The organism is Micromonospora sp. LOL_025 (assembly GCF_048060285.1).
Taxonomy (GTDB): domain Bacteria; phylum Actinomycetota; class Actinomycetes; order Mycobacteriales; family Micromonosporaceae; genus Micromonospora.
The window spans coordinates 169208-187627 of record NZ_JBHMIR010000007.1 but is presented as its reverse complement, the minus strand read 5'-3'; the positions used below and the strand labels follow the sequence as shown (position 1 = coordinate 187627).

Here is an 18420-nt window from a genome sequence, read left to right as displayed (position 1 = left end):
CTGTGGAACTGTGCCCGTACGAGTGGTGAAGTGACGGCGGGGTAGATAGCGTCTGGACATGGCTGCCAAGGTGCTCGCGATCGTCCTGGCCGGCGGAGAAGGCAAGCGCCTCATGCCGCTCACCACGGACCGGGCCAAGCCGGCCGTCCCGTTCGGCGGGATGTACCGCATGGTCGACTTCGTCCTGTCCAACCTGGCGAACGCCGGCTATCTCAAGATCGTCGTGCTGACCCAGTACAAGTCCCACTCGCTGGACCGGCACATCACCAAGACGTGGCGGATGTCGACCCTGCTCGGCAACTACGTCACGCCGGTGCCGGCCCAGCAGCGCCGCGGCCCGTGGTGGTTCGCCGGCTCCGCCGACGCGATCTACCAGAGCTTCAACCTCATCCACGACGAGCAGCCCGACCACGTGATCGTCTTCGGCGCCGACCACATCTACCGGATGGACCCCCGGCAGATGGTGGAGGACCACATCGCCTCCGGCGCCGGCGTCACCGTGGCCGGCATCCGGCAGCCGCTGTCGATGGCCGACCAGTTCGGCGTCATCGAGGTCGGCGAGGACGGCCGGCGGATCCGGGCGTTCCGCGAGAAGCCCACCGACGCGGTCGGCCTGCCCGACGCGCCCGACCAGATCTACGCCTCGATGGGCAACTACGTGTTCAGCACCAAGGCGCTCTGCGAGGCGGTCGAGCGCGACGCGGAGGACAAGACCAGCAAGCACGACATGGGCGGCAGCATCATCCCGATGCTCGTCGAGCGCGGCGAGGCCAACGTCTACGACTTTCGCGACAACGAGGTCCCCGGCAGCACCGACCGGGACCGCGGCTACTGGCGCGACGTGGGGACGCTCGACTCCTTCTACGACGCCCACATGGACCTGATCAACGTGCATCCGGTGTTCAACCTCTACAACTTCGAGTGGCCCATCTACACCGGGCAGCTGACCTACCCGCCCGCCAAGTTCGTGCACCAGTGGGGTGAGCGGGTCGGTCGGGCGGTCGCCTCGATGGTCTCGCCCGGCGCGGTGATCTCCGGCTCGCTGGTGGAGAACTCGGTCGTCTCGCCCAAGGTGAAGGTGCACTCCTGGGCGCACGTGGACGGCGCGGTGCTGATGGAGGGGGTCGACATCGGCCGGCACGCGGTCGTGCGCCGGGCCATCCTCGACAAGAACGTGATCGTGCCCGAGGGGGCCGAGATCGGCGTCGACCTGGAGAAGGACCGGCAGCGCTACACCGTCTCCGACAACGGCATCGTGGTGATCGGCAAGGGACAGAAGGTGGAACCGTGAGCAGTCATCCCCGGGCCGGCCAGCCCGCCCAGCCCGCCGACCTGGTCGACGTGCCGCGGCTGGTGACCGCCTACTACGCCGAGCACCCCGATCCGCAGGACCCGGCGCAGCAGGTCTCCTTCGGCACGTCCGGGCACCGCGGGTCGAGCCTGCGCCAGGCGTTCAACTCCGACCACATCCTCGCGGTCACCCAGGCGCTCTGCGACTATCGCCGGGAGCAGGGCCTGGACGGCCCGCTGTTCCTGGGCCGGGACACCCACGCGCTCTCCGCACCGGCCGCCGTGGACGCGCTCGAGGTGCTCGCCGCCAACGAGGTCACCGTGCTGCTGGACGGCCGCGACGGCTACACGCCGACCCCGGCGGTGTCGCACGCCATCCTCGCCCACAACCGGGGGCGCACCAGCGGGCTCGCCGACGGCATCGTCATCACCCCGTCGCACAACCCGCCCGACGACGGCGGCTTCAAGTACAACCCCACCCACGGCGGCCCCGCCGACACCGACGTCACGAGGTGGATCCAGGACCGCGCCAACGCGATCCTCGCCGACGGCCTGAAGGAGGTCCGGCGGATCCCGTACGCCCGGGCCCGCGCCGCCGACACCACCGGGTCGTACGACTTCCTCGCCCGCTACGTCGACGACCTGCCGGCGGCGATCGACATCGACGCGATCCGCGACGCCGGGGTGCGCATCGGCGCCGACCCGCTCGGCGGCGCGAGCGTGGCCTACTGGGGCGAGATCGCCGAGCGGCACCGCCTGGACCTGACCGTGGTCAACCCGACGGTCGACCCGACCTGGCGGTTCATGACCCTGGACGGCGACGGCAAGATCCGGATGGACTGCTCCTCGCCGAACGCGATGGCCTCCCTGATCGCCGCCCGCGCCGACTACCAGGTCTCCACCGGCAACGACGCCGACGCCGACCGGCACGGCATCGTCACCCCCGACGGCGGCCTGATGAACCCCAACCACTACCTCGCGGTGGCGATCGGCCACCTGTTCCGCACCCGGACGAAGTGGGGGCCGGCCGCCGCGGTCGGCAAGACCCTGGTCTCCTCCTCGATGATCGACCGGGTCGCCGCCGACCTGGGTCGCCCGCTGCTGGAGGTGCCGGTCGGCTTCAAGTGGTTCGTTCCGGGTCTGCTCGACGGCGCGGTGGGCTTCGGCGGCGAGGAGAGCGCCGGCGCGTCCTTCCTGCGCCGCGACGGGGGCACCTGGACCACCGACAAGGACGGCATCCTGCTCTGCCTGCTCGCCGCCGAGATCATCGCGACGACCGGCCGCACCCCCAGCCAGCACTGGGCGGAACTGGCCGAACGCTTCGGCGCGCCCGCGTACGCCCGGATCGACGCGCCGGCGACCCGGGAGCAGAAGGCCGTGCTCGGCAAGCTCTCACCGGAGCAGGTGACCGCCACCGAGTTGGCCGGCGAGCCGATCACCGCGACCCTCACCACCGCTCCGGGCAACGACGCGCCGATCGGCGGGCTCAAGGTGACCACGGAGTCCGGCTGGTTCGCCGCCCGGCCGTCGGGCACCGAGGACGTTTACAAGATTTACGCCGAGTCCTTCCAGGGCCCGGAGCACCTGGCCCGGATCCAGCAGGAGGCGAAGGACCTGGTCTCGGAGGTCCTCGAGCGGGCCTGAGCGCCCGGCTCGCCTCCCACCGGAGCCGACACCGGTGCAGGGCGGGCGGGTCAGCGGGGTGGGGGTAGCTCGCGACGGTTGAACCTCTCCCGCACGCCCTCCGGGAGCAGCTCGCGGAGCTGTTCGGGCAGCAGCGGCAGATCCAGCAGGCTCAGCTTCAGCTGGTTGCGTTCCTGGTAGCGGCGCGGGTCCAGGCGGACCACCAGGCCGGCGTCGTGCCGGTAGCGGATCTGCACGACGCCCTCCGTCGCGGCGTCCCGGATGACCAGGCCGTCCACCTCCACGGCGACCGGACCGGAGCCCTCCCGCAGTTCCAGGCGGACCGTCTCGTGGGGGGAGAGCACCAGCGCCCGCGAGATGCCGGCCATCGGGGCGGACGGGGTCACCACCACCGCCTCGGTGGCCGGCGAGACGAGCGGGCCACCGGCGGCGTAGCTGTACGCGGTCGAGCCGGTCGGGGTGCTGACCACCAGGGCGTCGCAGCGGTAGTACCCGTACTGCTGCCCGTCGACGGCGAGGGAGGCGCTGACGAAGCCGGAACCGGGCTGGCGGATCAGCGCGATGTCGTTGAACGCGACGAGGTCGTCGCCGCAGACGTCACAGGCGAGGCAACTGTGGCTCTCCACCGTGAAGTCGTGCGCCAGCAGCCGGTCCAGGGCCCTCGGCAGCTCCGGCGGCTCCACCTCGACGAGGAAGCCGAGCTTGCCGACGTGCACGCCGAGCACCGGCTTCGGATCGTGCACGGCCGACCGCAACGCACCGAGCATCGTCCCGTCGCCGCCGATGGCGATCAGCGCGTCCGACCGGACGGCCACCTCGCCCACCGGCAGCGGCTCGACCGTGGCCGGCACGCGGTGCCGGTCCTCGGCGCGTACGGCCACGGAGATGTGGTGCCGCGCGGCCCAGGTCACGATGGTGTCGACCACCGCGGAGACGTCCCGGGTGGGATGCAGCACCAGCCCGAGCCGGCTCCGGTCCATGCCTACAGCTCATCACATCCGGGCGTGTCCGGACGGGCGTACCGGAAGGTGGAGCGGCGGTCGGGAACCGGCAGCACGCCGTGCGTCGGCTGCTGGCGCGGCCGGTTCACAACCGACCACTTTCAAAGGCCCGCCGATACCCTTTGTGTTGTTTGTCTGATCCTGCACTCGATCAGGCAAATTTCGAGGAGAGGCGTTTCCTCCCTTCTCAGGGCTCGTTCGACAGCAGGTGAACGTGCAAGCGGTGAGGGAAGGTGCGGCGGTGCGGGAGGGCGGGGTCCGACCCGAACTGGAAGACCTGGCTAGTGGGTCGCGGGGGAACTGGCGGGTGGCGGCGCCACCGGTGGGTCGGTCACAGCCGGGCCGCGTCCTGCTGCGCACGCGACACCGGCGGCTGAAGCGCGCCATCACCCGCTACTCGCAGCGCCCTGACCGGGCCTGGATCGAGCGGCAGCAGGTGCGCCGGTTCAACCAGACGTGGGCATACTGCCTCGCCGAGGTGCCCTTCTATCGGGCCTGGCGTCGGGAGCACGGTCTGCCGGAACGGATCGACCGGCCGTCCGCGCTGCGATCGTTCCCGCCGCTGACCAAGGAGATCCTCATCGCTCGGCAGGACGAGATCTTCCAGGGCGGAAGGATCGTCGACGCATACACCACCGGCGGCAGCACCGGCCAGCCCACCCGATACCCGCGCGGCGCCGACGAGGCGGGCCACAGGTGGGTCGACGCATACCTTGGCCGCCACTGGGCGGGCATTCGGCCCACCGACCCGAGCCTTCTGCTCTGGGGCCACGCCCACCTGTTCGGCAGCGGGCCGCGCGGCCGGGTCGCCCAGGCGCGTCGGCGAGTTGCCGACGCGGTCATGAACATCACCCGGCTCAACGCGTACGACCTCAGCGAGCCGTCCCTGCTTGCGCACTACACAACGTTGCGCAGCCACGATCCGATCTCCCTGGAGGGCTACACCTCCGCCGTGTTCAAGCTGGCGCGGTACATCGAGAGCAACCGGTTGGACCTGGGGCGGCGGCCGCGCCGGCTGCGGGCCGTCGTGCTGTGCGCCGAAACTGCGAGCGACGCCGACATCGCCCTCGTGGAGCGGGTGTTCCGGGCGCCCGCCGTGATCGAGTACGGCTCGGCCGAGACCGGCGTTCTGGCGATGTCGCGCCGGTACACGAGAGATATCAGGGTGTTCTGGGACAGCTTTACCTGTCTGGTGGACGACGACGGCGAACTGCAGGTCACGACCCTGAACCCGCGCCTGTTTCCGCTGGTGCACTACGCCGTCGGCGACCGTGTCGTGCCCAGCGACATGATCGACGGCAATGTCTTGGCGTTCCACGCAGTGCTCGGCCGGCGGCAGGACGTGGTCCAGGTCGCCGCCGCCGGGGGGGTCCTCGACCTCTCCGCGATCCTCCCCGTGCACATCCTCAAGTCGTACCCAGACATCGTCGGCGTTCAGTTCCGACAGGTGAGCCCGGAGGACCTGCGGATCTACGTGGAGGCCACCCGGCAACTCGACCTGACGGACGTCGCCAGGTACTTCGCTCGCGAACTGAGTCGGGACCACCCGGCGTTCGTGCCGAGTTCCGTCAACTTCACCCAGATCAGCGCACCGGCGCGGACGACCGCGGGCAAGCACGCCCTCTTCGTTGCGTGAGCCGGTCAAGCACGCATCCCGAGGCCAGGAGGCTCGTGTGACCATGGTGCCGACAGCCCCAGCCGACCCAGTCCGCGCCCTCGCAGGGCGGTCCGGCCGTCCGGCCGCCGGCAGGACGGCCGCCTCAGCCGACCAGGGCCGAAGGACGCTGTGGATCGTACGACGCTATCCCGTAACTGTGGTGGTGCTGGCGCCCTACGCCCTGCTCATCGTCCCGCTGTCGGTGCTGTACGCCAATCCCGACACCGCATTCCTGCTGCGCCTGTTGGGCACCGCGCTGATCGGCACTCTGGTCGTCGAAACGGCGGCCCACCTGGTTCGTGGGCGCCCGAGATGGCGACCCGGCATCGGTGCCGTCAACGCGTCCTACCGTCACGTCTACCTGGCCGCCCGGGTGGTCGCGGTCGTCAGTGTCGTCGCCGCGGTCGCCGGGGCCCAAGCCGGCCATGGCACGATCTTCGCCCAGGTGACCGCCGAGGCGTCGTCACCGATCGCCCGGTTCACGTCGCTCGCGGCGGGCTGGTCGTATCTGGCTCTCGCCCTGCTGATCGCGAGCTTCCTCGGCGGTCACGCGACCCGGTGGCGGGCGCTCTGCTGGGTCGGCTTCCTCGTCGCCGGGCAGGTCGTGACCGTTGGCCTCACGGGCATCACCTCCCCCGCCTTCGGCTACCTGTCCTTTGTGGCGGGTGCCGGAGCGGTGTGCGGGCTGCTCCGGGCGCGGGAGGTGATCGTCGTCGGCGTCGTGCTCCTCGTCGCCTGGCCCACCTTGTTCGCCCTCCGCAACGAGATGCGGATGGAGGGCGGCGTGAGCGTGGCCGCCGACATCAGCGCCGTTGACCGGCTCCGGCTCGACCTCCAGCTCGCCGAGGCCGCCCGACACGACGTGCCCGTCGACGTCGGACAGCCGGGAATCACCGAGTACGCCCGGTATGGCCTGGTGCCGCGGTTGCTGGACCCCGACCGGCCGCCCCTCTCCACCGGGACGCAGATCAACCTGTACCTGGGCGGCTCGGCCACGTCGGCGTACAGCTTCCTCGCCCTGGGCAACGTCTACTTCCTCGACGGCTGGCTCGGCGTACCGCTCTACTACGCCGGCTGGACACTGGTGGCGATCCTGCTGCTGCGGGCAAAGGGGTCGCCTGGCCCGGCGCGGTTGAGCCTGTTCTGCTTCGTGCTGGCGGGTCCGTTGCTCTGGTCGAGCAGCCATCCCGATTCGATGATCGGCTTCCTCCAGCACACCGTCGCCGCGCTGCCGGTCCTTCTGCTGCTGCGATACACCCGCGGTCGCGCACGAGGCCGGCACGCCGCGGAGGCCGGCCCCCGGCGCTCGCTCGGCTTGTTGAAGCCCGCGGAGCCGTGCTTCAACGGGAGATGAGCGTCTCTCCTCCCGAGACGGCGTCCCGATGCCGCAGGCTGGCGCGGCGGGTGCGGATCGCCGTCCGTGCGCCGTCCCTCGGCCGGGCCCCGTGGGCGGTCCTGGCGGCAGCCCTGTCCAGCGTCGGCAACCTGCTGCTGTCCCTCACCACCGCCCGACTGGCGCCGATCGACGACCTCGGTCGGTTCGCCCTGGCCTTCTCGCTCTACGTGCTGGCCACCGGCCTGTGTCGGGCCATGGTGACGGACGCGGTGCTGGCCGCATCCGTCGGCGCGGCCGACGCTTCATCGCGGGTGGTCCTCGTGGGCGTCGGCTGCGCCGTGCCGGTGCTCATCGGAGGGCTCCTCGACGGGTCCGGGTACCTGGTCCTCACCGCCGTGGCATTGCCGGGCCTGTTGCTGCACGAGCACTGTCGCGTCGTCGGGGTGGGGCTCGGCCACCCGCGCCCGCCCTGCCAGCGTGAGGCCGCGTGGACCGGGGTGACCGCCCTGGCCGCGGTGCTGGGTCTGGTCGGTGTGCTCGACCCGGTCACCGTGTACGCGGTGTGGGCGGGCGCGGGAGCGCTGTCGGGCTACGTCACGGCGCTACTCGTCGGAGACACCGTCCGCCCGGCGTGGCGACTCGACCGCCCCGGCACCCGTGCGTCGGTCAGCTACGGGCTGCAGTTCCTGGTCACCGCGGGATCGGCGCAACTTGCGCTGACCGCCGTGGCCGTTGTGGTGGGCGTGGCGGTGGTCGGCGCGCTCGGCGCCGGACGGACGCTTCTCGGCCCGGCCGCCCTCCTGGTGGGAAGCGCCACCGCACTGGTCCTTCCCCGGCTGGCCGCCGCGCGGGCTACCAGCGCGTCGATCCGGCGATGGAGTGCTGTACGGGCCGCCGTCGCATTGCTGGCCGTGACCGCCCCGGCCGGCCTGGTGGCACTGCTGCTGCCCGACGACGTCGGCCGGACGGTGCTCGGCGACAACTGGCGGCACGCGGAGGAACTGCTGGCGCTGCTCGCGGTGGAGGTGATCGCGGCCGGGGCGGCGATGGTGGCTTTCGCGGGGCACCGGGTGGAGGGCGCGGCTCGGCGGACGCTGCTGATCGGGGCGGCCCTGGGGGCCGTACGGATTCCGGCCGTGACGGTGGGAGCCATGCTGCGCGGCGCGACCGGGGCGGCGGTTGCCCTGGCTCTGATGGGATTGCTGAGCATGGTCACCTGGTGGGTCAGCTACCTGGACCTGCTGCGCGTGGACGGACGCCAGGCCGACCGGTCGGGCATCCGTGCGGGGGTCGGCGGCGCGCCGGCGATGTCGGCGGCAAGGGTCACTGGCGACTCGTGAGACCTGACAGTGCGGCGCGGACCCGATCGACGATCGTCTTCACGTCCACGTCGGTGAGGTCCGCGTACGTGGGCAGGTTGATCCCGCGCCGGGCCAGGTCGAGCGTGACCGGGTGGTCGCCGCGGGACCCCGAGTATGGGGGCAGGTGCGGCAGGGGCACGAAGAACGGGCGGGTGTCCACGCCGCGCAGGTCCAGTGCGCGGGCCAAATGGTCGCGCGGGCCCTCCACCCCGGGCGGCCCGACGAGGAACGCGGCCATCCACGGAGCTCGTCGCACCCCGGTTAGGACGGGTTGCGCGGTGAGCAGGGGGTGCTCGGCCAGCTCCCGCTCGTAGGCGTTGATGACCGCGTCCCGCCGGGCGATGATCTCGTCGGCGCGTTCGAGCTGTGCGCAGAGCAGGGCGGCGGCCAGGTTGGTCAGGCGGTAGTTGTATCCCACGACGGGGAAGTAGTAGCGGCGGTCCGGGTCCATCCCCTGGTTGCGGAGCAGCCGCATCCGGTCGGCCAGGGCCGGGTCGGAGGTGGTGACGCAGCCGCCCTCGCCGGAGGTGACGACCTTGTTGCCGAAGAAGGAGAAGGTGGTGGCGTCGGCCAAGTCGCCCGTCGGGCGGCCGTGTAGCTGGGCGCCGAAGGACTCCGCCGCGTCGGCGACGAGGAGCAGCCCGTGCCGCTGGCAGAGTCCTCGCAGCGCGGCGTAGTCGGCCGGATGACCGTACAGGTCCACGGCCACCACCGCCCTGGTTCGTGGCCCTACGAGGGCCGAGACCTGCTCCGGGTCGATGCACCAGCTCTGGGGTGCCACGTCGGCGAACACCGGTTGAGCGCCGCAGTAGGTCACCGCGTTGGCGGTGGCCACGTAGGTCAGCGCGGGGACGATAACCTCGTCTCCAGGGCCGATACCCGCCGCTGCCAGCACCAGGTGCAGGGCCACCGTGCCGTTGCCGGTGGCGACGGCCGTTCCCGCCGCGCAGCGGGCGGCGAAGAGTTCCTCGAAGCGGCTGAGGTAGGGGCCCTGCGAGGAGATCCAGCCGCTGCGGTAAGCGTCGAGCAGGTACCGCTCCTCCAACTCTGACAGCGATGGTCGGGCGACCGGGTAGCGTTCCGGCGTGGTCATCGAGTTCCTTCACGAGTCAGGGCGCCGGCGAACGCCGACCGGGGCATCGGGCCGGGCCGGCCGGCAACCACCCACTCCAGTACGGCCGTGTAGTCGGCTGCCGTGTCGGCCCAGGTCCGTCCGCTGAGGAGTGTCCCTGCCGCCTGGGACGAGCGCGCGTAGTGCCCGGGGTCGGAGAGGACCCGCCGCACCGCATGCGCGAGGGCGGCAGGGTCGCGGGCGGCGAAGACTGCCGCGTCCGCTCCGGTGAAGTCGAGCTGGGCGAGCAGTGGCTCGGAGTCGGCGCAAGCGACGGGCAGCCCCCAGCTGAACGCCTCCAGCATCGCCCCGCTTGCCGCCTCCCACAGGGACGGCACCACCACGGCGCTGGCGCGGGCATACAGCGACGCCAGTTCGGTGGTGCTCACGAAGCCGGGAAACGAAACCCGGCCCCGCAGGTCGGGCTGGTCGGCGCGGGCGAGCAAGCGGCTTGCCTCGGGCTCCACCAGCGGCCCGGGGCAGACGAGGCGGCATTCGGGCAGCAGCGCCATGGCCTCCAGCAGCGTGGCGTGGTTCTTCAGCCGGGCGGTGGACGACGGGTACAGCAGCAGTCCCGGCTCGGGCTCGGCGGACGACCCCGCCGACGAGTGGAAGGCCGGCAGCGGGATCAGCGCGATCCGCTCCCGCGCCTCGGGGAACGCCCGCACCGCCTGGGCGTACGGGTGCGGCCAGGAGACCACCACGGCGGCGGCGCGGGCCACGTTTCGGCGGATGACCTCCGCGTAGCCCGCCGAGCCGTGCTCGGGGTGGAGGTGACGCAGGTCGTGCAGCACGATGACCGCCGGGTCGCCATGGGCAGGTGCCGCGGCGAACGGGTGCAGCATCACGTCTGCGTCGGACGTCCGGGGCCGGCTCCACTGACGCACCAGGTTCACGGTGCGGCGCAGCACCAGCGAGGATGCGACGGCCCCGGGAGTGTGCCGGCGCAGCAGACGGCCAACCGTGTTGTCCGTGCGCAACGTCGTTCGAACCTCGGACCAGGCGACCCGGTTCGAGGCCACCCGCCGGCGCCAATCGTCCCCGGTGCCGCTGAGCACATGCACGGTCAGTTCGTGTTCGGTGGCGGCTAGGCCGTCGAGCAGGCCGTAGCAGAACGCCTCGATCCCGGCGGAGTGCCCAGGTCGCACCGTGGTGGCGTCGATGCCTACCCTCACCGGTCCACCCGCACCAGCCGGCCCATCCGCTCGTCCTCGAGTAGTTGGCGGTCGGCGTCCACCATCACCCGGACCAGGTCGCCGAAGAGGGTCTTGGGGGCCCAACCGAGTTGCCGGCGAGCCTTGCCGTAGTCGCCGATGAGGGCGTCCACCTCGGCCGGCCGGAGATACGCCGGGTCGGTCATAACGTATCTCTCCCAGTCCAGACCGACGTGGGCGAATGCGGCCTCCACGAACTGCCGCACGGTGTGGCCCTCGCCTGTGGCCACCACGAAGTCGTCCGGCCGGTCCTGCTGGAGGCTCAGCCAGACCGCCTCCATGTACTCCGGGGCGTACCCCCAGTCCCGCACCGCGTCGAGGTTGCCGAGGTAGAGCCGGTCCTGGATGCCCGCCTCGATGCGCGCAACGGCCCGGCTGATCTTCCGGGTCACGAAGTTCTCGCCCCGACGAGGGCTCTCGTGGTTGAACAGAATCCCGTTGGCGCAGTACATGCCGTAGGACTCACGATAGTTGATCGCCACCCAGTAGGCGAACACCTTGGCGCAGGCGTACGGGCTGCGCGGGTGGAACGGGGTCTCCTCGCGCTGCGGGGGCGGGGTCGAGCCGAACATTTCCGACGAGGACGCCTGATAGAAGCGGCTGTCGACACCGGCGAGGCGGGCGGCCTCCAGCAGTCGCAGCGCACCCATCCCGGTGACGTCCGCGGTGTAGCCCGGGATGTCGAAGGACACCCGGACATGGCTCTGCGCCCCCAGGTTGTAGATCTCGTGTGGCTGGATGTCGCGGAGCAGTCCCACCAGCGAGCCGGCGTCGGAGAGGTCGCTGTAGTGCAGGAACAGGCGCGCGTCCGGGTGCCGCGGGTGGACGTCGAGCCGGTCGATCCGCTCCGTGTTGAAGCTGGACGACCGGCGCTTGAGGCCGTGCACCGTGTAGCCCTTGTCGAGCAGGAGTTCCGACAAGTAGCTGCCGTCCTGCCCGGTGATGCCGGTGATGAGTGCGACTCGACTCATGCCGCGCCTTTCGCAGAAGTGAGGTGAAGCTGCTGTTCAGTGCGCCGACGGACGGGTGGGGCGAAGTATCCGGGCCGGAACGCCCACCACGACGACGTTGTCCGGGACGTCCCGGACAACCACCGCCCCGGCGCCCACCACCGCGTCGCGCCCGATCGAGATGTTGTCGACGACCGTGGCCCCTGCGGCGACGGTGGTGCCGTCGCCGATCCGGCTGCTGCCGGCCACCGTGCAGCCGGGCAGCAACGTGGCGTAGTCGCCTATGACGGTGTCGTGGCCCACGGTCGCCCGGGTGCCGATGTGGACATGCCGGCCGAGCCGGACGTCGGTGGTGAGCACCGCGCCGGGCCAGAAGACGCTGCCCTCGCCCACCGTGCATCGGGCGCCGATCACCGCCGTCGGGGAGACCAACGAGCCGCAGCGACGTCCGTTGCGGCCGGCGGCTTGGTCGATCCGGGCCCGTAGGGCCCCGTCGCCGACGCCCACGACGTAGCGCACGGTCGGGTCGGCGGTGTCGAGCCAGTCGTCGTCGCCCAGCCACGGCACTGAAAGCCGGTCGTGTTCGGCCGCTCGATAGGGGCCGACGCATCCCAGCACCGGCTGGTCGGCCTGCTCCGCAATCCAAGCGATCTCCCGGGCGTGCCCGGAGGTGCCGAGGACGACGAGGGGGCGTCCCTGGTGGAGGAGGGCCCGCCGGCTGGGCGGGTGGGCGGTCTGGACGCTGGGCATGGCACCGGTTATACCGGCGCGGGCGGGTTGTGCAGGCGGCTTTCACATTCGCGGCCGCGATCGTCGACGAATGCCTTTGCCAGACCTGACGCATCCGCCACGAGGGGTAACCGGCGGGCGCGGCGCTCGTTTGTCCCTTCGAATCCGGCGTGCAGTTCCCTGGTCCGGGAGGTCTTGTGCAGCAGAGCCGCCTGGACGACCGTAGCGGTTTCTCCGGGCCGGACACCCGCCCGATGCCGGCGCCGTTCCGTGTGCTGGTCACCTGCACGTACTTCGAGCCGGGCTTTCGCGGCGGCGGCCCCGGCCGGTCGGTCGCGCACATTCTGGACGCGGCCTCGCCCGCGACAGCGCCGACGCTGGTTACCCGCGACCGCGACCTCGGCGACGTGCGGTCCTACCCGGGACTGTCCGGTCGCTGGCACGCCCGCGGCCGAGTTCCGGTCTTCTACCTGTCGCTGCGCAGTCCGAGACAGTGGCTCGCGCTCTGGCGCGAGCTGCGGCGGACGCATTTTGACCTGCTCTACGTCAACAGCCTGTGGGCGCCGATGTCGGTGTTCCCGATCGTCGCCGTCAGTTGCGGCCTGTTGCGGGCCGACCGGGTGCTGGTGGCGCCGCGGGGCGAGTGTTCGTCCGGGGCTCTGTCGCTGCGTTCGGCGCGCAAACAGCTGTTCGTCGCCGGCTGGCGGCGCGTCCTGCGCCGGCTGGACGCGTCGTTCCACGCCTCCACCGAGCGGGAGGCCGCCGACATCCGGCGGCTGTTCCCTTGGGCGGCCGTCCAGATCAACGCCAACCAGAGCCCGCTGCCGCCGGAACCTGCGTCGGTTCCGTCGCCCGCGCCAGGGCCGCTGAGGCTGGTGTTCGTCGGGCGTGTCGCCGCGATGAAGAACCTTGCTCTGGCGTTGGAGGCGCTGTCGGCCGTGCGGCTGCCCGTGACGCTGGTCGTGTACGGCCCGATCGAGGACGCGGCCTACTGGCGGCGCTGCAAGGCGCTGATCGCCGTGCTGCCACCGACGGCGCGGGTCCGGTACGAGGGCGTGCTGGCGCCGTCCGAGGTGGTGGAGGCGCTCGCCGACCACGACGCACTGGTCATGCCGACTCTCGGGGAGAACTTCGGTCACGTCATCGCCGAGAGCCTTGCCGCCGCCTGCCCGGTCCTCTGCTCCGACCGCACACCGTGGACGTCCGTACTGACCGGCGGGGGCGGGTCGGTGGTGTCGGACCTCACGGCCGCCGCCTGGGCCGCGGAGATCGACCGGTGGGCCGCCCGGACGCCTGAGCAGCGCCACGACGCGCGCCTGGCCGCCGCGGACGCCTACCGTCGGTGGCGATCGACTGTGGCCCGGGAAAGCATCTTGGACGTGATGCGCCTACGGTCACACGTCAGCGGTGCGGAATCCGCCCCTTTTGTCGAGTAAATCACCCAATGCGTATCTCTCTACCCGGGCGTCTCGTTGTCCCGGGTGCCGCACCCGGGGGACGCGCCCTGCCGCCGTACGGACGCGCGGGCCTTGCCGGTAACACACGCGCGAGGGCGGGGGTGGCGGCCGGCGAGCGATGACACAGGAGATTCCATGACCTTCATGACCACCGGCCGCCGGGTCCTCATCACCGGCGGCACGGGTTCCTTCGGCAGGACGATGGTGCGCCGCCTCCTCGACCGCGGCGTCGGCGAGGTCCGGGTGCTCAGCCGTGACGAGGCCAAGCAGGACGACATGCGCCGGCAGCTCGGCGACGACCGGGTGCGCTACCACGTCGGGGACGTGCGCGACTACGACTCGGTGCTGCGGGCCAGCCGGGGGATCGACCACATCTTCCACGCGGCGGCGCTCAAGCAGGTGCCCTCGTGCGAGTTCTTCCCGCTGGAGGCGGTGCGGACCAACGTCCTGGGCAGCGCCAACGTCGTCGAGGCGGCGGAGCGCAACGGCGTCGGCTCCGTGGTCGTGTTGAGCACCGACAAGGCCGTCTATCCCGTCAACGCGATGGGGATGAGCAAGGCCATGATGGAGAAGGTCGCCCAGGCACACGCCCGGAACAACCCGAACAGCGCGACCACGGTCTCCTGCGTCCGGTACGGCAACGTCATGTACTCCCGCGGCTCGGTGATCCCGCTGTTCATCGAGCAGATCAAGGCCGGCCGGGCGCCCACGGTGACGGACCCGGGAATGACGCGCTTCCTGATGTCGCTGGCCGACTCGGTGGAGCTTGTCGAGCACGCCTTCCAGCACGCCCGGCCGGGCGACATCTTCATCCGCAAGGCGGTCGCCTGCACCGTGGGCGACCTGGCCGAGGCGGTCTGCGAGCTCTTCGACGTGCCCGCGAAGCTCGACGTGATCGGCGTACGGCACGGTGAGAAGCAGGACGAGACGCTGGCCAGCCGGGAGGAACTCGCCCAGGCGGACGACTTCGGCGACTTCCTTCGGGTGCCGCTGGACGCCCGCGACCTCAACTACGCGCTCTACGTCTCCGAGGGCGAGCTGGGCCAGGGGCCGCGGGAGGACTTCAACTCCGCCAACGCGCCGCGGCTCGGCGTACCGGAGATCGTCGAGCTGCTGAAGACGCTGCCGGAGGTCCGCGCGGAGCTGGCCCTGCGGGACCCGGTGCTGGCGTGCTGAGGCTGGCGGTCACCGGCGCCGGCGGCTTCCTCGGCTGGCACGTGCGGGTGCTGCTGCGCGTCCTCGGCTGGCCGGAGCCCGTCGTCGTCACCCGGGCCGACCTGACCGACCCGGAGCGGGTCGCGGCGAAGGTCGACGGCGTCGACCGGGTGCTGCACCTGGCCGGGGTCAACCGGGGCGAGCCGGCCGACGTCGCCGCCGGCAACGTGCAGCTCGCCGCCCAGCTCGCGCAGGGCCTCAAGCACTGCCCGGCCCCGCCCGCCGCGGTGGTCTTCGCCAACTCGGTGCAGGCCGGCAACGGCACGCCCTACGGCGACGCCAAGGCCGCCGCCGCCGGCATCCTGGCCGACACGGGCCTGCCCGTCAACGACGTCCTGCTGCCCAACCTGTACGGCGAGCACGGCCGGCCGTACTACAACTCCGCGGTCGCGACGTTCTGCCGGCTGCTCGCCGAGGGCGGGCAGCCGGAGGTGCACGGCGACCGTGAGCTGAGCCTGGTGCACGTCACCGACGCGGCGGCCCGGCTCGTCGGCGTACCGGCCGGTGGCTCGTGGGACCCGGCCATGCCGGCGCTGCGGACCGGCGTACGGGCCCTCGCCGACCGGCTCGCCGACGTCGCCGCCACCTATCGGACGGGCGAGCTGCCGGCCCTCGTGGACCGGCACGACGTGCGGCTGTTCAACACCTACCGCTCGCACTGCTTCCCGGCGCACTACCCGCTGGCGCTGCCCCGCCGGGCGGACGCCCGGGGCGAGCTGGTCGAGACGGTCAAGGCGCACGGGGGAGGCGGCCAGACCTTCTGCTCCACCACCCGGCCCGGCATCATCCGGGGCGAGCACTTCCACCTGGCCAAGGTGGAACGCTTCGTCGTGCTGCGGGGCTCGGCGGAGATCAGCCTGCGCCGGGTCGGCCACGACGCGGTGGTGCGGTTCCCGGTCTCCGGCGACGATCCGGTGCTGGTGGACATGCCCACCATGTGGGCGCACAAGCTGGTCAACACCGGCGGCGACGACCTGGTGACCATGTTCTGGACGAACGAGCTGTTCGACCCGGGACGGCCGGACACCTGGCCCGAGCCGGTGGAGACGGGCCGGCCGGAGCACGCCGTGGCCGTCGCGTGAGGATCGGCCTGGTCAGCCAGTGGTACCCGCCCGAAGGGGTGTTCATCCCGGGCAACCTGGCGCGGCAGCTGGCCGAGCGCGGCCACGACGTGCGGGTGCTGACCACCTTCCCGAGCTATCCGCACGGCCGGACCTTCCCGGGCTGGCGGCAGCGCTGGAGGCACACCGAGACCGACGGGCCGGTCGCCGTCCGACGCGTGCCCGCCTATCCCAGCCACGACACGTCCGCCGCCCGGCGCGCGCTGAGCCACCTGTCCTTCGGGGCCAGCAGCGCGCTGGGCGGCGTCCGCTGGTTCGCGGGCGTCGACGTCACCTACGTCTACCACCCGCCACCCACCTCCGCCGCCGCGGCGGCGCTGGCCCGCCTGGCCCGGCGTACGCCGATCGTGCTGCACGTCCAGGACCTGTGGCCGGAGTCGGTGCTCGGCTCGGGCATGGCCCCCGCCGGCCGGGCGGGCCGGGCCCTGGAGCGCGGCGTCGCCGCGCTGATGCGTACGACGTACCGCCTGGCCGGCGCCGTCGTGGTGATCTCGCCGGCGATGGCCGACCTGGTCGTGGCCCGGGGCGCGGACCCCGACCGGGTCCGGGTGGTGTGGAACTGGACCGACGACGCGCTGTTCCGGCCGGTGCCGGCCACCGACGAGGCCCGCGCGGTGCTCGGCCACCGCGGGCGCTGCACGGTGATGTTCGCCGGCAACATCGGCCTGTTGCAGGGGATCGAGACCGCGATCCGGGCGGCGGCCGCCGTGCGCGACCGGATCGACCTGGTGCTGGTGGGCTCCGGTGCCGGCGAGGAGGCCGCGCGCCGGCTCGCCGCCGAGCTCGGCGCCGACAACGTGCGGTTCGTCGGCCGGCGGCCCGCCGAACGGATGGCCGCGCTGTACGCCGCCGCCGACTGGCAGCTGGTCTGCCTGCGCGACCTGCCCGCGCTGCGCGGCAGCATCCCGTCGAAGCTGCAGGCCGCGCTGGCCTGCGGCACGCCGGTGATCGCGGCCGTGGGCGGTGACGCCGCGGCCCTGGTCCGTTCGGCCGGGGTCGGTCTGGTCTCCCCGCCGGGGGACTGGCGTGCGCTCGCCGCGCGCTTCTCCGTCGCGGCGGCCGAGTCCGCGGCGGTCCGGGCGGAACTGGGCCGGCGGGCCCGGCGGGTCTACCAGGAGCGCATGTCGCTACGGGTGGGCGTGGACCAGTTCGAGGACATCATGACCAAGCTGGCAGCAGAGAGAGGACGGGCATGACCCGGATCATGACGGTGGTCGGCACCCGACCCGAGATCATCCGACTGTCCCGGGTGATCGCCCGGCTCGACGACACGGTGGACCACCTGCTGGTGCACACCGGACAGAACTGGGACAGCACGCTCTCCGACGTCTTCTTCAAGGAGTTGCGGCTGCGCGAACCGGACCGCTTCCTGCGGGTGGACACCTCGTCGCTCGGCCGGGTGCTGGGCGGCGTGCTGGTCGGCATGGAGGCGGCGATCGCCGAGACCCGGCCCGACGCGCTGCTCGTGCTCGGCGACACCAACAGCTGCATCGCCGCACTGATGGCCCGACGGATGCAGGTGCCGGTCTACCACATGGAGGCCGGCAACCGCTGCTTCGACCTCAACGTCCCCGAGGAGACCAACCGGCGGCTGGTCGACCACGTCGCCGACTTCAACCTGGTCTACACCGAGCACGCCCGGCGCAACCTGCTGGCCGAAGGGCTGCATCCGCGCCGGATCCTGCACACCGGCTCGCCCATGCGGGAGGTGCTGGAGCACTACCGGGCCGACGTCGCCGCCTCGGGCGTCCTGCACCAGCTCGACCTCGCACCCGGCCGGTACTTCGTGGTCAGCGCGCACCGCGAGGAGAACGTGGACCGGCCGGACCGCCTCCAGCGCCTGCTCGACTGCCTCGGGGCCGTCCGCGACCGGTGGGGGCACCCGGTGCTGGTCTCCACGCACCCGCGTACCCGCAAGCGGCTGGAGGCGTTGGCGCCGGACGCGACCGCCCTCGACGGCATCGCGTTCCACGAGCCGTTCGGCCTCTTCGACTACGTGCACCTGCAGACCAGGGCCTTCTGCACGCTCTCCGACAGCGGCACGATCAGCGAGGAGGCCGCGATCCTCGGCTTCCCCGCCGTGACGTTGCGCGAGTCGATCGAGCGCCCCGAGGCGCTGGACGCCGGCGGGATCATCATGACCGGGCTCGACCCGCAGGGCGTCGTGGAGGCGGTCGAGGTCACCGTGGCCCAGGTCGCCGCCCAGGGGGTGCCCTGCCCCGTCGACTACCGGGTCCCGGACACCTCCCGCCGCGTGGTCGACTTCATCCTCTCCACCGTCCGCCGGCACCACGACTGGGCGGGTATCCGCCACTGACCCGCAACCACGAGGGC

At 71.9% G+C, this 18420-nt stretch carries 15 protein-coding genes; 10 read left to right on the top strand and 5 right to left on the bottom strand.

Going from position 1 to position 18420, the window contains the following annotated elements; genetic code table 11:
• Positions 1-58 precede the first annotated feature (58 nt).
• Positions 59-1291, top strand: a complete 1233-nt coding sequence (gene glgC, locus ACFHW0_RS12530; protein WP_101409073.1) for a glucose-1-phosphate adenylyltransferase — start codon at positions 59-61, stop codon at positions 1289-1291.
• A complete protein-coding gene (gene pgm, locus ACFHW0_RS12525) occupies positions 1288-2934 on the top strand; it encodes a phosphoglucomutase (alpha-D-glucose-1,6-bisphosphate-dependent) (protein ID WP_416607452.1) in 1647 nt (548 codons plus the stop codon). The genes glgC and pgm overlap by 4 nt, the downstream gene beginning before the upstream one ends.
• Before the next feature lie 50 nt (positions 2935-2984).
• On the opposite strand, the gene ACFHW0_RS12520 is transcribed toward pgm, so the two are convergent.
• Positions 2985-3914, bottom strand: coding sequence for an NAD(+)/NADH kinase (locus ACFHW0_RS12520; protein ID WP_416607451.1), 930 nt, complete (start codon positions 3912-3914; stop codon positions 2985-2987).
• A 328-nt stretch (positions 3915-4242) separates the two neighbouring features.
• Between ACFHW0_RS12520 and ACFHW0_RS12515 the strand changes: the two genes are divergently transcribed.
• The 3 genes from ACFHW0_RS12515 (at position 4243) to ACFHW0_RS12505 (ending at position 8268) form a co-directional block, all read left to right on the top strand.
• Positions 4243-5571 (top strand): hypothetical protein, encoded by a 1329-nt coding sequence (locus ACFHW0_RS12515; protein WP_416607450.1) that lies wholly within the window; start codon positions 4243-4245, stop codon positions 5569-5571.
• Positions 5572-5752: 181 nt separating this feature from the next.
• Positions 5753-6946 carry a hypothetical protein gene (locus tag ACFHW0_RS12510; protein WP_416607449.1) on the top strand — a complete coding sequence of 398 codons (1194 nt, stop codon included), beginning with the start codon at positions 5753-5755 and terminating at the stop codon, positions 6944-6946.
• Between the two features lie 50 nt (positions 6947-6996).
• Entirely contained in the window at positions 6997-8268 is a 1272-nt protein-coding gene (locus ACFHW0_RS12505; protein ID WP_416607448.1) for a hypothetical protein, read from the top strand.
• Here ACFHW0_RS12505 and ACFHW0_RS12500 read toward each other — a convergent pair.
• The 4 genes from ACFHW0_RS12500 to ACFHW0_RS12485 are packed head-to-tail and all read right to left on the bottom strand — an operon-like array spanning position 8252 to position 12314.
• Positions 8252-9382 carry a DegT/DnrJ/EryC1/StrS family aminotransferase gene (locus tag ACFHW0_RS12500; RefSeq protein ID WP_416607447.1) on the bottom strand — a complete coding sequence of 377 codons (1131 nt, stop codon included), beginning with the start codon at positions 9380-9382 and terminating at the stop codon, positions 8252-8254. The genes ACFHW0_RS12505 and ACFHW0_RS12500 overlap by 17 nt on opposite strands.
• The gene (locus ACFHW0_RS12495; protein ID WP_416607446.1) at positions 9379-10575 is read right to left on the bottom strand and encodes a glycosyltransferase; all 1197 of its coding nucleotides are present in this window, start codon (positions 10573-10575) and stop codon (positions 9379-9381) included. The genes ACFHW0_RS12500 and ACFHW0_RS12495 overlap by 4 nt, the downstream gene beginning before the upstream one ends.
• On the bottom strand, positions 10572-11585 hold the full coding sequence (gmd, locus tag ACFHW0_RS12490) for a GDP-mannose 4,6-dehydratase (RefSeq protein ID WP_416607445.1): 1014 nt from the start codon (positions 11583-11585) through the stop codon (positions 10572-10574). The genes ACFHW0_RS12495 and gmd overlap by 4 nt, the downstream gene beginning before the upstream one ends.
• 36 nt (positions 11586-11621) lie before the next feature.
• Positions 11622-12314, bottom strand: coding sequence for a NeuD/PglB/VioB family sugar acetyltransferase (locus ACFHW0_RS12485; RefSeq protein ID WP_416607444.1), 693 nt, complete (start codon positions 12312-12314; stop codon positions 11622-11624).
• A 176-nt stretch (positions 12315-12490) separates the two neighbouring features.
• On the opposite strand from ACFHW0_RS12485, the gene ACFHW0_RS12480 reads away from it, so the two are divergent.
• The 5 genes from ACFHW0_RS12480 (at position 12491) to wecB (ending at position 18403) form a co-directional block, all read left to right on the top strand.
• Positions 12491-13729, top strand: coding sequence for a glycosyltransferase family 4 protein (locus ACFHW0_RS12480; RefSeq protein WP_416607443.1), 1239 nt, complete (start codon positions 12491-12493; stop codon positions 13727-13729).
• A 156-nt stretch (positions 13730-13885) separates the two neighbouring features.
• Entirely contained in the window at positions 13886-14926 is a 1041-nt protein-coding gene (locus ACFHW0_RS12475) for an SDR family NAD(P)-dependent oxidoreductase (protein WP_416607442.1), read from the top strand.
• A complete protein-coding gene (locus ACFHW0_RS12470) occupies positions 14920-16047 on the top strand; it encodes an NAD-dependent epimerase/dehydratase family protein (RefSeq protein ID WP_416607441.1) in 1128 nt (375 codons plus the stop codon). Before ACFHW0_RS12475 ends, ACFHW0_RS12470 begins: the two co-directional genes overlap by 7 nt.
• Positions 16044-17282, top strand: coding sequence for a glycosyltransferase family 4 protein (locus ACFHW0_RS12465; RefSeq protein ID WP_416607440.1), 1239 nt, complete (start codon positions 16044-16046; stop codon positions 17280-17282). The genes ACFHW0_RS12470 and ACFHW0_RS12465 overlap by 4 nt, the downstream gene beginning before the upstream one ends.
• Complete coding sequence (gene wecB, locus ACFHW0_RS12460; protein WP_416607439.1) at positions 17279-18403, top strand: non-hydrolyzing UDP-N-acetylglucosamine 2-epimerase; 1125 nt, start codon at positions 17279-17281, stop codon at positions 18401-18403. The genes ACFHW0_RS12465 and wecB overlap by 4 nt, the downstream gene beginning before the upstream one ends.
• The last annotated feature ends 17 nt before the right edge of the window (positions 18404-18420 follow it).

Coding starts and splice junctions, on each gene's coding strand:
- ACFHW0_RS12485 (WP_416607444.1), bottom strand. CDS start 12,314: ATGCCCAGCGTCCAGACCGCCCACCCGCCCAGCCGGCGGGCCCTCCTC.
- ACFHW0_RS12475 (WP_416607442.1), top strand. CDS start 13,886: ATGACCTTCATGACCACCGGCCGCCGGGTCCTCATCACCGGCGGCACG.
- ACFHW0_RS12500 (WP_416607447.1), bottom strand. CDS start 9,382: ATGACCACGCCGGAACGCTACCCGGTCGCCCGACCATCGCTGTCAGAG.
- ACFHW0_RS12520 (WP_416607451.1), bottom strand. CDS start 3,914: ATGGACCGGAGCCGGCTCGGGCTGGTGCTGCATCCCACCCGGGACGTC.
- glgC (WP_101409073.1), top strand. CDS start 59: ATGGCTGCCAAGGTGCTCGCGATCGTCCTGGCCGGCGGAGAAGGCAAG.
- wecB (WP_416607439.1), top strand. CDS start 17,279: ATGACCCGGATCATGACGGTGGTCGGCACCCGACCCGAGATCATCCGA.
- gmd (WP_416607445.1), bottom strand. CDS start 11,585: ATGAGTCGAGTCGCACTCATCACCGGCATCACCGGGCAGGACGGCAGC.